This window comes from Streptomyces sp. ADI95-16 (assembly GCF_003721495.1).
Classification (GTDB): Bacteria; Actinomycetota; Actinomycetes; order Streptomycetales; family Streptomycetaceae; genus Streptomyces; species Streptomyces goshikiensis.
Genome location: NZ_CP033581.1, coordinates 2188590 through 2203721, shown reverse-complemented (window position 1 = coordinate 2203721; position 15132 = coordinate 2188590). Strand labels below are relative to the sequence as shown.

Annotated in this window: 15 protein-coding genes; 11 read left to right on the top strand and 4 right to left on the bottom strand. The window is 74.0% G+C overall.

The window, feature by feature from the left end:
• Window positions 1-191: 191 nt before the first annotated feature.
• From EES41_RS09525 to EES41_RS09495, 7 genes are all read left to right on the top strand, one after another.
• Window positions 192-1028 carry a hypothetical protein gene (locus EES41_RS09525; RefSeq protein ID WP_174261801.1) on the top strand — a complete coding sequence of 279 codons (837 nt, stop codon included), beginning with the start codon at window positions 192-194 and terminating at the stop codon, window positions 1026-1028.
• Window positions 1025-2380: a hypothetical protein gene (locus EES41_RS09520; protein ID WP_254211389.1), complete on the top strand. Its 1356-nt coding sequence runs from the start codon at window positions 1025-1027 to the stop codon at window positions 2378-2380. Before EES41_RS09525 ends, EES41_RS09520 begins: the two co-directional genes overlap by 4 nt.
• Window positions 2381-2415: 35 nt before the next feature.
• On the top strand, window positions 2416-3036 hold the full coding sequence (locus EES41_RS09515) for a TetR/AcrR family transcriptional regulator (RefSeq protein ID WP_123077237.1): 621 nt from the start codon (window positions 2416-2418) through the stop codon (window positions 3034-3036).
• A gap of 204 nt (window positions 3037-3240) precedes the next feature.
• Window positions 3241-5439, top strand: coding sequence for a molybdopterin oxidoreductase family protein (locus tag EES41_RS09510; protein ID WP_123077235.1), 2199 nt, complete (start codon window positions 3241-3243; stop codon window positions 5437-5439).
• 73 nt (window positions 5440-5512) lie between these two features.
• Window positions 5513-6988 (top strand): CitMHS family transporter, encoded by a 1476-nt coding sequence (locus EES41_RS09505; RefSeq protein ID WP_123077233.1) that lies wholly within the window; start codon window positions 5513-5515, stop codon window positions 6986-6988.
• A gap of 108 nt (window positions 6989-7096) precedes the next feature.
• Window positions 7097-8509, top strand: a complete 1413-nt coding sequence (locus tag EES41_RS09500; protein ID WP_123077231.1) for an aldehyde dehydrogenase family protein — start codon at window positions 7097-7099, stop codon at window positions 8507-8509.
• A 119-nt stretch (window positions 8510-8628) separates the two neighbouring features.
• Window positions 8629-9714, top strand: coding sequence for a zinc-binding dehydrogenase (locus EES41_RS09495; RefSeq protein WP_123077229.1), 1086 nt, complete (start codon window positions 8629-8631; stop codon window positions 9712-9714).
• A 69-nt stretch (window positions 9715-9783) separates the two neighbouring features.
• Here EES41_RS09495 and EES41_RS09490 read toward each other — a convergent pair whose 3' ends face one another.
• Complete coding sequence (locus EES41_RS09490) at window positions 9784-10428, bottom strand: TetR/AcrR family transcriptional regulator (RefSeq protein WP_123077227.1); 645 nt, start codon at window positions 10426-10428, stop codon at window positions 9784-9786.
• An 88-nt stretch (window positions 10429-10516) separates the two neighbouring features.
• Here EES41_RS09490 and EES41_RS09485 point away from each other — a divergent pair, with 88 nt between their 5' ends.
• The 3 genes from EES41_RS09485 (at window position 10517) to EES41_RS09475 (ending at window position 12705) form a co-directional block, all read left to right on the top strand.
• Window positions 10517-11668, top strand: coding sequence for an acyl-CoA dehydrogenase family protein (locus EES41_RS09485; RefSeq protein ID WP_100582361.1), 1152 nt, complete (start codon window positions 10517-10519; stop codon window positions 11666-11668).
• 100 nt (window positions 11669-11768) lie between these two features.
• Window positions 11769-11981, top strand: coding sequence for a YiaA/YiaB family inner membrane protein (locus tag EES41_RS09480; RefSeq protein WP_123077225.1), 213 nt, complete (start codon window positions 11769-11771; stop codon window positions 11979-11981).
• Window positions 11982-12042: 61 nt separating this feature from the next.
• Window positions 12043-12705, top strand: a complete 663-nt coding sequence (locus EES41_RS09475) for a TetR/AcrR family transcriptional regulator (RefSeq protein ID WP_123077223.1) — start codon at window positions 12043-12045, stop codon at window positions 12703-12705.
• On the opposite strand, the gene EES41_RS09470 is transcribed toward EES41_RS09475, so the two are convergent.
• Window positions 12696-13157, bottom strand: coding sequence for a MaoC family dehydratase (locus EES41_RS09470; protein WP_008743969.1), 462 nt, complete (start codon window positions 13155-13157; stop codon window positions 12696-12698). The genes EES41_RS09475 and EES41_RS09470 overlap by 10 nt on opposite strands.
• A 111-nt stretch (window positions 13158-13268) precedes the next feature.
• Between EES41_RS09470 and soxR the strand changes: the two genes are divergently transcribed.
• Window positions 13269-13712: a redox-sensitive transcriptional activator SoxR gene (gene soxR, locus EES41_RS09465; protein ID WP_037797301.1), complete on the top strand. Its 444-nt coding sequence runs from the start codon at window positions 13269-13271 to the stop codon at window positions 13710-13712.
• Here the strand turns inward: soxR and EES41_RS09460 are convergent.
• Both EES41_RS09460 and EES41_RS09455 read right to left on the bottom strand, forming a co-directional pair.
• Window positions 13693-14505 carry a 3-keto-5-aminohexanoate cleavage protein gene (locus EES41_RS09460; RefSeq protein WP_123077221.1) on the bottom strand — a complete coding sequence of 271 codons (813 nt, stop codon included), beginning with the start codon at window positions 14503-14505 and terminating at the stop codon, window positions 13693-13695. The two genes, soxR and EES41_RS09460, sit on opposite strands and share 20 nt — an antisense overlap.
• Window positions 14502-15107 carry a hypothetical protein gene (locus EES41_RS09455; protein WP_008743972.1) on the bottom strand — a complete coding sequence of 202 codons (606 nt, stop codon included), beginning with the start codon at window positions 15105-15107 and terminating at the stop codon, window positions 14502-14504. The genes EES41_RS09460 and EES41_RS09455 overlap by 4 nt, the downstream gene beginning before the upstream one ends.
• Window positions 15108-15132: the final 25 nt, after the last annotated feature.

Sequence of the window (15132 nt, the reverse complement as noted above, 5' to 3'; positions counted from 1 at the left end):
TTGGCCCCGTCGGATCCGTTGGCCCGGCCGCCCCCTCTGGCCTTGCCGGTCCCTCTGGCCCCGCCTACCCCGCTGCCCCCGCCAACCCCGTCGGCCCCGTCGACTCCGCAGGCGGCCGTACCTGGTGCGACGCCTGCGGTACGCCGCCCAGCGCGGCCCACGGGCCCCGCCGGGCCCTGCGCACCGCTGCCCTGGTCGCCGTCCTCCTGCTCCTGGCGGGCGGCGCCGCGACGGGCTGCGGCGGCAGGGCGACCACCCACCACAAACCCGGCACCAGCCACGAGCAGGCCTCCGGCAGCGTGGGCACCCTGCTCGAAACCGAGGACGGCGCAGGCCACCGGCTCCGCGAGGTCCCGGCCGAGGGCGCGCCGGAGGTACGGGTCAGCGCCCGCCCCGACACCGAAGACGGCTGGAACCTGCAACTGACGGTGCGAAACTTCCGCTTCACCCCCGACAGCACCGGCGGCGCCGCCCTCCCGGGCGCGGGCCACGCCCACCTGGAGCTGGACGGACGCAAGCTGGCCCGGCTGTACGGCCCCTGGTTCCACCTGCCCGCCGCGCAGGTGCCCGAGGGCGCGCACACCCTGACCGTCCGCCTCTACGCGGACGACCACACCGCCTGGGCGGTCGCCGGCAAGCCCGTCGAGGCCGCCGTCCCCCTCACCGGAGGCCCCCCGGGCCAGGGCGCGGGCGCCCATACCCACGCACCCGCCCCGCCCGCCTCGTCCCCACCGGGCGGGACCGCGTCCGCCGAGAGCCCGCAGGCCGACCGCACGGTCACGATCGCGATCCGGGGCGGCAAGGTCACCCCCGCCCCGGGCCGCACCGAGCTGCGGCGCGGGGAACGCGTGGCGCTCCGCGTCACCAGCGACCGGGCGGACACCCTGCACGTCCACGGCTACGACAAGGAACTCGCCCTGCCGGCAGGGCAGGAGGCCACCCTGACCCTGACGGCCGACCGCACCGGCCTCTTCGAGGTCGAGACCCATGAGTCCGGCCTCGTCCTGACCCAGCTCCTCGTCCGATGACCCCGGCCGGGCCGGGTCCCGCCCCCGGCGCGGGCGCCGGCGGCATCGGCCAGGGCGTGGTCCTTCACCCGGCCGATCCGCTCACCGCCCTCGCACACGGGATCGGGTCCCAGCACGATCTGCCCATCTCTCCCTTCTACGCCTTCGCGGGTGCCTTCGCCGCGCTGTTCGTCTCCTTCCTCGCCCTGGGCCTGCTCTGGTCCACCTCCCGGTTCCGCGGCGACCGCTCCGGCCTCGCCCTGCCCGCCGGGCTCCAGCGGGTGGCAGACGCGCCTGCCACCCGCACCACCCTGCGCGGGCTGGGCCTCGCGGCCGCGCTCGCCGTCCTGCTCTGCCTCCTCCTCGGTCCCGACGACCCCGCCCGCAACCCCGCTCCCGGCGCCGTCTACGTCCTGCTCTGGGTCGGTCTCGTGCCCGCCTCCCTCCTCCTCGGCCCCGTCTGGCGCCTCCTCAGCCCGCTCCGCGCCCTGCACCGCCTGCTCGCCGGGGTCTGGCGCCCCGCGGCCCGCCCCCTGCCCGCCCGGCTCGGCCAATGGCCCGCCGCGGTCGGGCTGTTCGGCTTCACCTGGCTCGAACTCGTCTCTCCTGATCCCGCATCCACCACCACCCTCCTGATCGCCCTCGGCGCCTACGCCGCCGCCCAACTCCTGCTCGCCGCCCGCTTCGGCGAGCGCTGGTTCGCCGACGGAGACGCCTTCGAGGCCTACTCCGCCCTCCTCGCCCGGCTCTCCCCCCTCGGCCGCCGCGACGACGGCCGCCTGGTCCTCCGTAACCCCTTCCACGGACTCGACGCGACGCCCGAGCGGCCCGGACTCGTCGCCACCGTCTGCGTCCTGCTCGGATCCACCGCGTACGACGGCTTCTCCGACAACCCCGCCTGGATCAACTCGATACAGACCTCCCCCCTCGGCCGCACCCCCGCGGCCACGCTCGGACTCCTCGGCGCCGTCGCCCTCGTCGCCGCCCTGTACTGCCTGTGCGCGGCGGCCACCCGCCTCGTCTGCGGCCCGCACCCCGGCCCGCTGACCGCCTTCGCGCACTCACTCGTGCCGATCGCGCTCGGCTATCTCATCGCCCATTACTTCTCCCTTTTCGTCACCGAAGGACCACGCACGGTAATCATGGCACTCGGCACTGACACCGCCCCAGAACCCTTGTCCCCACTGGGCCCCGGGGCTCTGGCCACCCTCCAGGTCACCGCCGTCGTCACGGGGCACGTACTGGGAGTCATCGCCGCCCACGACCGTTCCGTGCGCCTCTTCCCGCCCGCCAGGGCCGTGGCCGGCCAGCTCCCGCTGCTGGCGCTCATGATCACGTACACCATCGGGGGGATCGGTCTCCTGCTGAATTGAGACCGCCGCCGAACCGCGCGGCCGGGAGCGGCATGATGGACCCCGTGTCCCCAGCCCACCCCCTGCGCCGGACCCCGATCCAGCAGCGCAGCGCCGACCGGCTCGCCCGGATCCTCGACGCCTGCGCCGAACTCCTGGACGAGACCGGGTACGAGAACCTGAGCACCCGGGCGGTCGCGGCGCGCGCCGAAGTGCCCATCGGCTCGGTCTACCGCTTCTTCGGGAACAAGCGGGCCATGGCCCTCGCGCTCGCCCACCGCAACCTCGACCGCTACGCCGACGGCATCGAGAGCCGGCTCGCCGAGCTCCCGGCCACCGAGTGGCGGCCCGTCGTGGACGCCGTACTGGACGAGTACCTGGTCATGAAGCGGGGCGTGCCCGGCTTCGCCCTCATCGACTTCGGGGTGCCCGCGCCCCCGGCCGAGGGCCCCGGCGCGGACCCCAACCACCTGGTCGCCTGCCGGCTCACCGAACTGCTCACCGCGCACCTCGGCCTCGTCGCGGACCCCGCGCTGGCCCGGGCCGTCCTCGTCGCCGTCGAGGCCACCGACGCGCTGACCAAGCTGGCCTTCCGGGTCGATCCGGCCGGGGATCCCGACATCGTCGCCGAGACCCGCGCGATGATGCACGCCTACCTGGCGCGCGTCCTGGACTGACCGAGGTTCCGTCGACCCGTCGACCCGTCGCCCCGCCAGAGTCTCCGCGGACCCGCCGGTGTTCCCGCCGACCCGCCGAAGTTTCCGCAGGCCCGCCGGACTTTCCCGCAGACCCTCCCGTCAGGTCTCCCCGCCGTGCCTACCGGTCGGTATGCTCGGGGCTGCCGCGTGCCCGTGTCGCAGTCCGCCTCCCCGGGAGGGCCCATGCCCCGCACCGCCCTGCGCGTCTGTCCCCTCTGCGAAGCCACCTGCGGCCTCACCCTCGCCATCGAGGGCTCCGCCGTCACCGGAGCCCGGGGCGACCGCGACGACGTCTTCAGTCGCGGCTTCATCTGCCCCAAGGGCGCCGCCTTCGGCGCCGTCGACGGGGACCCCGACTGGCTGCGCACCCCCCTCGTCCGCCGAGCCGGCCGGCTCCGGGAAGCCACCTGGGAGGAGGCGTACGTGGCCGTCGCCGCCGCGGTCCCCGCCCTGGTCCGGGAGTACGGCCCCCAGTCCGTCGGCGTCGTCCTGGGCAACCCGAACACCCACACCATGGCCGGCGCCCTCTACCCGCCGCTCCTCCTCAAGGCCCTCGGCACCCGCAACCTGTTCACCGCGAGCACCCTGGACCAGATGCCCAAGCACGTCTCCAGCGGCCTGCTCTTCGGCGACCCCTTCGCCATCCCGGTGCCCGATCTCGACCGCACCGACTTCCTGCTGCTCCTCGGCGCCAACCCGGTCGAGTCCAACGGCTCCCTGTGCACGGCCCCCGACTTCCCCGGGCGGCTGCGGGCCCTCCGCGCACGCGGCGGCACCCTGGTGGTGGTCGACCCGCGCCGCACCCGCACCGCCCGGCTCGCCGACCGGCACCTCGCGCCACGGCCGGGCAGCGACGCGCTCCTGCTCGCCGCCCTCGCGCACACCCTGCTCGACGAGAAACTCACCGACCCTGACCGGCTGGCGCGGTGGACCGAGGGCATCGGGGAACTCGGCCCCGCCCTCGACCGTTTCACCCCTGAGGCCGTAGCCCCCGCCTGCGACCTCAGCGCCGCCGAGATCCGCGTCCTCGCCCGCGAGCTCGCCGCCGCGCCGACCGCCGCCGTCTACGGGCGGATCGGCAGCTGCACCACCGAGTACGGGACGCTCACCAGCTGGCTGGTCGACGTACTGAACATCCTCACCGGCAACCTCGACCGGCCGGGCGGAGCCCTCTTCCCGCTCTCCGCCACCGACCACGCACCCCGGCCGGCCGGCCCCGGCAAGGGGTTCGCCCTCGGCCGCTGGCACAGCCGGGTCAGCGGCCACCCCGAGGCCAAGAGCGAACTCCCCACCGCCGCCCTGGCCGAGGAGATCGAGACCCCGGGGGAGGGGCGGATCCGCGCCCTGATCGCGATCGCGGCGAACCCCGTACTGTCCGCCCCCGACGGACGGCGGCTCGACGCCGCCCTCGCCGGCCTGGACTTCATGGTCAGCGTGGACCCGTACCTGAACGAGACCGCGCGCCACGCCCACGTCGTCCTGCCCCCGCCGCCGCCCGCGCAGAGCGCCCACTTCGATTTCGCCTTCAACGCCTTCGCCGTCCGCAACCAGGCCCGCTACTCCCCGCCCGCCGTCCCCTTGGAGGAAGGGCGGATGGACGAGTGTGAGATCCACGCGCGCCTGATCCTCGCCGTGTCCGGGCAGCACGGCGCTCCGCCCGAGGCCGTCGACGACCGCGTCATCGCCGACACCCTCGCCCGGGCCGCCGCCGATTCCCACTCACCGCTCTTCGGCGACGACCCGCGGCTGCGGGCCCGCATGCTGTCCGGCCGCACCGGGCCGGAGCGGCGGCTCGACATGATGCTCCGCCTCGGACCGTACGACCTGACCCTCGAAGACCTCGGGCAGCACCCGCACGGCATCGACCTGGGCCCGCTGCGGCCCCGGCTCCCCGGCGTGCTGAAAACGCGCAGCGGCAGGATCGAGCTGCTGCCGGAGCCGATCGCGGCCGAACTCCCCAGGCTGCGCGCGGCGCTCGCCGAACGCCCCGCCGCCCTGGTGCTCGTGGGCCGCCGCCATCTGCGCTCCAACAACAGTTGGTTGCACAACGTCCCGGCCCTCATCGGAGGTTCCAACCGCTGCACCCTCCAGGTCCACCCGGAGGACGCCGGCCGGCTCGGTCTCGCCGACGGCGGCCGGGCCCGGGTCACCGCGGACGGCGGCAGCCTGGAGGTGCCCGTCGAGGTCACCGAGGCGGTCCGCCGCGGCGTCGTGAGCCTCCCGCACGGCTGGGGCCACGACCGTGCCGGCTCCCGGCTCTCGGTGGCCTCCGCGGAGCCCGGCGTCAACGTCAACCAGCTCCTCGACGGCACCCGGCTCGACCCGCTCTCCGGCACGGCGGTGCTCAACGGATTCCCCGTCGAACTGGCGCCCCTGCCCTGAGCTGGGGTTTTGCTCGTATTGCTCACGCCTTGACGTCTTGTTGGCGCCAGGACGCGGCCCCTACGTTCCCTCCATGCTGACCTTCCTCGGCTTCGCCATGATCGCCACTTTCCTGGTCCTGATCATGCTGAAGAAAATGTCGCCCATCGCGGCGCTCGTCCTCATCCCCGCGCTGTTCTGCGTGTTCGCCGGAAAGGGCGCCCACCTCGGCGACTACGTCATCGACGGCGTCGGCAAACTCGCGCCGACCGCCGCCATGCTGATGTTCGCCATCGTCTACTTCGGCGTGATGATCGACGTCGGACTCTTCGACCCGATCGTCAAAGGCATCCTGCGCTTCTGCAAGGCCGACCCCATGCGGGTCGTGGTCGGCACGGCGGTCCTCGCCGCGATCGTCTCCCTCGACGGCGACGGCTCCACCACCTTCATGATCACCGTTTCGGCCATGTACCCGCTCTACAAGCGGCTCGGCCTGAGCCTGGTGGTCATGACGGGCGTCGCCGCCACCGCCAACGGCGTCATGAACACCCTGCCCTGGGGCGGCCCCACGGCCCGGGCCGCCACCGCGCTCAAGCTCGACGCCGCCGACATCTTCGTCCCGATGATCCCGGCGCTCGCCGTCGGACTGCTCAGCGTGTTCGTCCTCGCGTACGTCCTCGGCCTCAAGGAGCGCCGCCGCGTCGGCACGCTCGTCCTCCCGTCCGGGGCCGACGAGGAGCCCGAGCTGGTCACCGTGGGGACCGGGACCGGAGCCGGGGCTGGGGTCACTGCCGCGACCGCAGCCGGGGTTGGGACCACAGCCGGGACGGCGGCCGGGTCCGGCTCCGCCGAGGTGCCGGCCGGTACGGCCGTGCCCGCGGCCGGCTCCGGAGCGCCGGCCTCCGGAGGGGACGCGGGGGAGGAGGGCTTCCAGGGGCTCGACCCGCAGCGCGCCACCCTCCGCCCCCGCCTGTACTGGTTCAACGCGGGCCTGACCGTCGCCCTGCTCACCGCGATGATCATGGAGCTGCTGCCCATCCCGGTGCTCTTCCTGCTCGGCGCGGCCCTCGCCCTCACCGTCAACTTCCCCCACATGCCCGACCAGAAGGCCCGCATCGCCGCCCACGCCGACAACGTCCTGAACGTCGCCGGCATGGTCTTCGCCGCCGCCGTCTTCACCGGGGTCCTCAGCGGCACCGGCATGGTCAAGCACATGGCCGACTGGCTGGTCGGCGCCATCCCCGAGGGCATGGGCCCGCACATGGCCCTGGTCACCGGCCTGCTCAGCCTGCCGCTCACCTACTTCATGTCCAACGACGGCTTCTACTTCGGCGTGCTGCCGGTGCTCGCCGAGGCCGGTGCCGCGCACGGCGTCTCCCCGCTGGAGATCGCCCGCGCCTCCCTGGTCGGCCAGGCCCTGCACATGTCCAGCCCGTTGGTTCCCGCCGTGTACGTCCTCGTCGGCATGGCCAAGGTCGAGTTCGGCGACCACACCCGCTTCACGGTGAAATGGGCGGCCCTCACCTGCCTCGTCGTCCTCGCGGCAGGGATGGTTTTCGGCATCATCTGACCGCCGCCGCCCCTGGCGCACCCAAAACTACCGACGCTAGTTTGTAGGCTGGTGGAGCGGCGGCTACCAGGTCGGTCAATGCGCTCGCGCGTGCTCGGGAGGAATGCGATGAAGGCCCACGACGGGATGTACATCGGCGGGGAGTGGCGCCCCGCCGCCGGACGCGAGCGGATCGCGGTCGTGAACCCGGCCGACGAGCAGGTCATAGGCGGGGTCCCGGCGGGCACCGCCGAGGACGTGGACGAGGCCGTACGCGCCGCCCGGGCGGCCTTCCCCGGCTGGGCGGCGACCCCGCCTGCCGAGCGGGCCGCCTTCATCGGAGCCCTCCGCGACGTGCTGATCGCCCGCAGGAGCGAGATCGCCGAGACCATCACCGCCGAGCTCGGTTCCCCGCTGGGCTTCTCGGAGAAGGTCCACGCCGGGGCGCCGATCGCCGTGGCCGCCTCCTTCGCCGAACTGGCGGCCTCGTACAGCTTCGAGGAGCGGCTCGGGAACTCCACCGTGCTGCTGGAACCGGTCGGCGTGGTCGGGGCCATCACCCCCTGGAACTACCCGCTGCACCAGGTCGTTGCAAAGGTGGCGCCCGCTCTCGCCGCCGGATGCACCCTCGTCCTCAAGCCCGCCGAGGACACCCCGCTGACCGCACAGCTCTTCGCCGAGGCCGTGCACGAGGCGGGCATCCCGGCCGGTGTCTTCAACCTGGTGACCGGTACCGGCCCGGTCGCCGGTCAGGCGCTGGCCGCGCACGAGGGAGTCGACCTCGTCTCCTTCACCGGCTCCACCGCCGTCGGGAGGCAGATCGGCGCCACCGCGGGCGCCGCGGTCAAGCGCGTCGCCCTGGAGCTGGGCGGAAAATCGGCCAATGTCATCCTGCCCGGGGCCGACCTGGCCAAGGCCGTCGCGACTGGCGTGGGCCACGTCATGAACAACACCGGCCAGAGCTGCAACGCGCTCACCCGGATGCTCGTCCACCGGGACCAGTACGAGGAGGCCGTCTCGCTCGCGGCCGCCGCCGTCGCCGCGTACCCCGCCGGCGACCCCCTCGACGCGGCCACCCGCATCGGCCCCGTCATCAACGCCAAGCAGCGCGACCGGGTGCGCGGCTACATCGTCAAGGGCATCGAGGAAGGCGCGCGCCTGGTCGCGGGCGGCCCCGACGCGCCGCGCGAACGCGGGTACTTCATCGCCCCGACCGTGTTCGCCGACGTCACGCCCGAGATGACCATCGCGCAGGAGGAGATCTTCGGCCCGGTGATCTCGATCCTCCGCTACGAGGACGAGGACGACGCCCTGCGCATCGCCAACGGCACGGTGTACGGGCTCGGCGGCGCCGTCTGGGCGGCGGACCAGGAGACCGCCGTCGCGTTCGCCCGCCGTATGGACACCGGCCAGGTCGACATCAACGGCGGCCGCTTCAACCCGCTCGCGCCCTTCGGCGGCTACAAGCAGTCGGGCGTCGGCCGCGAGCTGGGCCCGCACGGTCTGGCGGAGTACCTCCAGACCAAGTCGCTCCAGTTCTGACCCGCCGGCCGCCGCCGGCCACCGGCCGCCGGGCCTGACCGGTCCCGCCCCGGCCCCCGCACCGTACGGCCCGCATCACCCCGCACCACACGACCCCAGCGAACACGGAGACGACGACCATGGTCCGCGCCGCGATACTGCCCGCCGTCGGAGCCCCGCTGGAGGTAAGGGAGATCGTGCTGCCCGAGCCCGGCCCCGGGCAGGTCCGGGTGCGGCTCGCCGCGGCCGGGGTCTGCCACTCCGACCTCTCCCTCACCAACGGCACCATGAGGGTCCCCGTCCCTGCCGTCCTCGGCCATGAGGGCGCGGGCACGGTCCTCTCCGTCGGCGAGGGCGTCACCCATGTCGCTCCCGGCGACGCGGTGGTGCTCAACTGGGCCCCGTCCTGCGGGGAGTGCCACCACTGCCGGATCGGCGAGGTCTGGCTCTGCGCCAAGGCCCTCGCCGGGGTCGGCGCCGTCTACGCCCACGACGCCGAGGGCACGGAGCTGCATCCCGGGCTGAACGTGGCCGCGTTCGCCGAGGAGACGGTCGTCGCGGCCAACTGCGTGCTGCCCGCACCCGCCGGGATCCCGCTGGCCGAGGCCGCCCTCCTCGGCTGCGCCGTCCTGACGGGCTACGGGGCCGTGCACCACAGCGCGCAGGTCCGCCCCGGCGAGTCGGTGGCCGTCTTCGGCGTCGGCGGCGTCGGCCTGGCCGCCATCCAGGCTGCCCGGATCGCCCAGGCGGGCCCGATCGTTGCCGTCGACGTCTCCCCGGCGAAGGAGGAACTGGCGCGGGCGGCCGGAGCCACCGCGTTCGTCCTCGCCTCCGACACCACCGCCAAGGAGATCCGGGCGCTCACCGCCGGCCAGGGCGTGGACGTGGCCGTCGAGTGCGTCGGCCGGGCGGACACCATCCGTACGGCCTGGGAGTCCAGCCGCCGCGGCGGGCGCACCACGGTCGTCGGCATCGGCGGCAAGGAGCAGCAGGTCACCTTCCACGCGCTGGAGATCTTCCACTTCGCCCGCACCCTCACGGGCTGCGTGTACGGCAACAGCGACCCCGCGCGCGACCTCCCGGTGATCGCGGACCACGTCCGCGCGGGCCGCTTCGACCTCAGCGCCATGGTCACCGACCGCATCACCCTCGAAGGCATTCCGGCCGCCTTCGACGCGATGCTCGCCGGCAAGGGCGGCCGGTCGCTGGTCGTCTTCCAGCCCTAGAACGCCGACGCCCCGGGGATCGCCGCAAGGCGCCGCCGCAGGCCGGGTCAGGCCGGGTCACGCCAGGGGTCAGGGCTCCGGCAGCGCCGCGTACTGGAGGGCCAGTCCGTCGAGCAGGGCCGCCAGCCCCGTCTCGAACGCGCCCTCGTCCACCTCGCGCTGGCGCTCCGCCAGCAGGTGGGCCCGGCCCAGGTGCGGATAGTCCGCCGGGTCGTACGCCGCCTCGTCGTCCACGAAGCCCCTGGCGAAGGAGGCCACCGCCGACCCCAGGATGAAGTACCGCATCAGCGCGCCGATCCGGGTCGCCTGGGCGGGCGGCCATCCCGCCGCCGTCATCGCCCCGAACACCGCGTCCGCCACCCGCAGGCCGGCCGGGCGCCGGCCCGGGCCGCGCGCGAGCACCGGCACGATGTTCGGATGGTCGGACAGGGCGCCGCGGTAGGAGTGCGCCCAGTCGTGCAGCGCGGCCCGCCATCCCCGGCCGTCGGCCGCGTCGAACATCGACAAGTCGACCCGGGCGCTCACCGCGTCCGCCACCGCTTCCAGGATCTCGTCCTTGGTGCGGAAGTGGTTGTACAGCGACGGTCCGCTGACCCCCAGCGCGGCCGCCAGCCGCCGCGTCGACACGGCCTCCAGCCCTTCGGCGTCCACCAGCGTGCCCGCCGCTTCGACGATGAGGTCTCTGCTGAGGAGGGGCTTGCGCGGTCTGGCCATGCGCCACATAGTAGGGCCTGCCCGCCATAAACTACCGGCGCTAGTTAACCCCGCTGTTGACCCCGCGCCGGACCCACGGAGGTGCCCGGTGAACCTGGAGCTGAGCGAGGAGCAGGAGGCCGTACGCCGGCTCGCCCGCGCGTTCACCGAGCGCGAGGTCGTCCCGTACGCCGCCGACTGGGACCGCGCGGAGAGCGTGGACCGGGCCATCGTGAAGAAGCTCGGCGCCCTCGGCTTCCTCGGCCTGACCGTCCCCGAGGAGTACGGCGGCTCCGGCGGCGACCACCTCGCGTACGTCCTGGTCACCGAGGAGCTCGGCCGCGGCGACTCCGCCGTGCGCGGCATCGTCTCCGTCTCCCTGGGCCTCGTCGCCAAGACCATCGCCGCCTGGGGCACCGAGGAGCAGAAGCGCGCCTGGCTGCCGCGCCTGTGCTCCGGCGACGCGCTCGGCTGCTTCGGCCTGACCGAACCCGGCACCGGCTCCGACGCGGGCAACCTCGACACCCGCGCCGTGCGCGACGGGGACGCGTACCTCCTCAGCGGCAGCAAGATGTTCATCACCAACGGCACCTGGGCCGATGTGGTCCTCCTCTTTGCCCGTACCAACGACGAGCCCGGCCACCGCGGGGTCTCCGCCTTCCTGGTCCCCACCGACAGCCCCGGCCTGACCCGCCGCGAGATCCACGGCAAGCTCGGCCTGCGCGGCCAGGCCACCGCCGAACTCGTCCTCGACGGCGTCCGCGTGCCCGCCTCCGCGATGCTCGGCCCGGAGGGCAAGGGGTTCTCCGTCGCCATGTCGGCCCTCGCCAAGGGCCGGATGTCGGTCGCCGCCGGCTGCGTCGGCATCGCTCAGGCGGCGCTCGACGCGGCCGTCTCGTACGCCGCCCAGCGCGAGCAGTTCGGCAAGCCCATCGCCCACCACCAGCTGGTCCAGGAGCTGATCGCCGACATCTCGGTCGACGTGGACGCCGCCCGGCTGCTGACCTGGCGCGTCGCCGACCTCATCGACCGGGGCCTGCCCTTCGCCACGGAGTCCTCCACCGCCAAGCTCTTCGCCTCCGAGGCCGCCGTGCGCGCCGCGAGCAACGCCCTCCAGGTGCACGGCGGATACGGCTACATCGACGAGTACCCGGCCGGGAAGCTGCTGCGCGACGCCCGGGTGATGACCCTGTACGAGGGCACCAGTCAGATCCAGAAGCTGCTCATCGGCCGTGCCCGTACCGGGGTCTCCGCCTTCTGAGCCCCGGGTACGGAACGCTGCCCGCGGCCCGCGCGCTTGAGTACGTACCCGAGTACCCGCGCGGATGTGACCGGGGCCACCCCCGCCGGATGCTGGACCCATGAACGAGACACCGGCCAAGCAGCAGAACACGGGGGCGTACTACGGTCAGGCCGTCGCCTCCTTCGGCATCGCCGTCGCGGCGGTCGCCATCGGGATCTACCGGCTGGACGCGGACGGCTGGGTCCGCGCCTTCCTCGGCGTCGGGGTGCTGTACCTGACCACCTCCGCCTTCACCCTCGCCAAGGTGATCCGCGATCGGCAAGAACGCTAAGCGCTTGCTCACCCTCCGGTAGGGTGTTCCTTTCCTACACGGCGAAGAGGGTGAGCGAGCGATGGAGAGCGCGGCGGAGACCGGCGGCTATCAGCCGTGGTCCGAGGTCACCCCCGACGCGGCCCGGCGGCTGCTCGTCGCGGCCGTCGACGCCTTCGCGGAGCGCGGATACCACGCGACCACCACACGTGACATCGCCGGACGGGCGGGCATGAGCCCGGCCGCGCTGTACATCCACTACAAGACCAAGGAAGAGCTGCTCCACCGGATCAGCCGGATCGGTCACGACAAGGCGCTGGAGATCCTGGAGACGGCCGCCTCCGGCTCGGGCGGCGCGGCCGAGCGGATCGACGCGGCCGTGCGCTCCTTCGTGGGGTGGCACGCGGCCCACCACACCACCGCGCGGGTGGTCCAGTACGAGCTCGACGCCCTCGCTCCGGAACACCGCGCCGAGATCGTGGCGCTGCGCCGCCGGAGCGACGCCGCCGTTCGCCGCATCCTGGCCGACGGCGTGGGCACCGGGGAGTTCGACGTCCCCGACCTGCCCGGCACCACCCTCGCCGTGCTCTCGCTCTGCATCGACGTCGCCCGCTGGTTCAGCGTGGACGGACGGCGCACGCCCGACGAGGTCGGAGCGCTCTACGCCGACCTCGTGCTCCGCATGGTGGGCGCCCGCCCCGTCGGCAGCCTGACGGACGCCCCCGCCGGCGGAGCTCAGAAGTAGTAGCGGGACACCGACTCCGCCACGCACACCGGCTTCGCTGCACCCTCGCACTCGACGGTGACGGTGGCCGCGACCTGGACGCCGCCGCCCGCCTCCGTCACCTCCGTGATCACCGCGGTGGCCCGCAGTCGCGACCCGACCGGTACCGGAGCCGGGAAACGCACCTTGTTCACCCCGTAGTTGATGCCCATCTTCATGCCCTCGACCCGCATGATCTGCGGTACCAGGCTGGGCAGCAGCGACAGCGTCAGATAGCCGTGCGCGATGGTGGAGCCGAAGGGTCCGGCGGCCGCCCGCTCCGGGTCCACGTGGATCCACTGGTGGTCGCCGGTGGCGTCCGCGAAGAGGTCGATCCGCTTCTGGTCCACCTCCAGCCACCCGCTGGGGCCGAGCGGTGCGCCGACCCCCGCGCTCAGCTCGTCGGCGGACGTGAAGATCCTCGGCTCGACCATGCGTCGTCTCCCTCTCCCGGACGAATAAGCGCTTGCTCAGCGCCTGCTCAGCATGGTGGGGCCACATGTATCTGTCAACGGATTCCCGGCCCTCCGACTACGCTCGGCCGGGTGCCGCAGATTCCCGAAAAAATCCACGAACTCACCGTCGGCCAGCTCTCCGCGCGCAGCGGCGTGGCCGTCTCCGCGCTCCACTTCTACGAGGCGAAGGGTCTGATCGCCAGCCGCCGCACCTCCGGCAACCAGCGCCGCTACAGCCGCGACGCGCTGCGCCGGGTGGCCTTCGTACGCGCCGCGCAGCGCGTCGGGATCCCGCTCGCCAGCATCCGCGACGCCCTCGCCCAGCTGCCGGAGGAGCGCACGCCCAACCGCGAGGACTGGGCCCGGCTCTCCCAGGCCTGGCGCGCCGAACTCGACCAGCGCATCACGCAACTCGGGCGCCTGAGAGACCATTTGACGGACTGCATCGGCTGCGGCTGCCTCTCGCTGGAGAACTGCGCGCTGTCCAACCCGGACGACGTCTTCGGCGAACGCCTCACCGGCTCCCGGCTGTAGCGGCGCCGGCCGGGGCCGCGGTGGCGGCCAGTTCCGCCACGGCCGCCGCCACCAGCTCCGCGTTGGACCGGGCCGGCCGCGCGTCCGGCAGGTGCCGTACGTCCCCCAGGCCGATCCGCGCGCCCGCGCCGCACCGGGCGGCCAGCCGCAGCACCGGCCAGGCGGCGGCCTCCCGCCCGCACAGCAGCACCGGCACCGGCGGCAGCCAGCGCAACCCCGCCACCAGCGCCGGATCGGCCGCCGCCGGCTCCGCCACCAGCCGCACCCGCGCGTGGTCCGGAGCCGGCCAGGCCAAGAACCGCACCAACGGCTCCACCTCGCCCGTCCCTCTTCCGGCCGTCCCGCCTCCGGCCGCACCGGGGCTGCCGGCGCCGCCGACCCCGCTGCCCAGGGGGACCACCGCGTCCACCGCCACGCCACGGTTCAGGAGGGTCCGCGCCAGTTCCTCCGCTCCGGGCTCCCCGAAGTGCACCGCCGCCCGGTCGGGCAGCACCTCCCAGGAGCGGACCCGCTCCAGCCGCCCGGCCGGATCCGGCTCGGTCCCGACCCCCGCCGGCACCACGACCGGCACGCCGATCCCCGCGCCCCGCAGCGCCTCCAGCAGCGGACCCACCACGCGGGGCGACAGGCTCTCCCGCCCGCACGGGGTCCTCGGGTGGACCAGCACCTCCCCGGCCCCGGCGGCGACCGCCGCCAGCGCGGCCTCTACAAGATCCTCCGGGGACATCGGCACGGCGGCACCCTCGGCCGCGTCCCGCGAGCCGTTCAACGACACCTGGAGCGGAGGCCTCATGCCGCCCCCGCCGAAGGAGTGTGCGTCAGCGCGTCGGCCAGCGCCGGTCTGGGCACCACGATCCCGCAGCCCCCGCACAGCGGCCCGTCCCACGCCCAGGCCCCGGCCGTGGCGGCCCACCGCCCGCGCCCCGCGCCCGGCGCCGGCCAGCGCAGCTCCCGCTCCCCGCAGACCGGGCACGCCGTCCCCGGCTCCGACTCCAAGGCCCGCACCAGCCGCCGCAGCACCTCGCCCAGCGCCCCGTCCGGCCGCACCCCCGGATCGGCGCAGCGCACCACCGCGTCCCCGGTGCCGCCCCACGCCCAATCGGGCCGGCGCAGCCCGTCGTGCTTCTCGCGCCTGCGCCGCGCCGCGAACTGGCGCTCGTACTCCAGCCAGACGGCCCGCGCCTCCTCCAGCTCCTCCAGCGCCGCGACCAGCCGCAGCGGATCGGCGCCCCGGTCCTCGGGGGCGATCCCGTGCCGATCGCACAGATGCCACCACGTCGCCCGGTGCCCGTACGGAGCGAACCGCTCCAGACAACGGCGCAGCGAGTGGCGCCGCAAGGCACGGTCGTTCCGCGCGTCACGCACCTGGTACGCCAGACTCCGGAAACCCGCCATCACACCTTCACCTCCGCCATGCCAC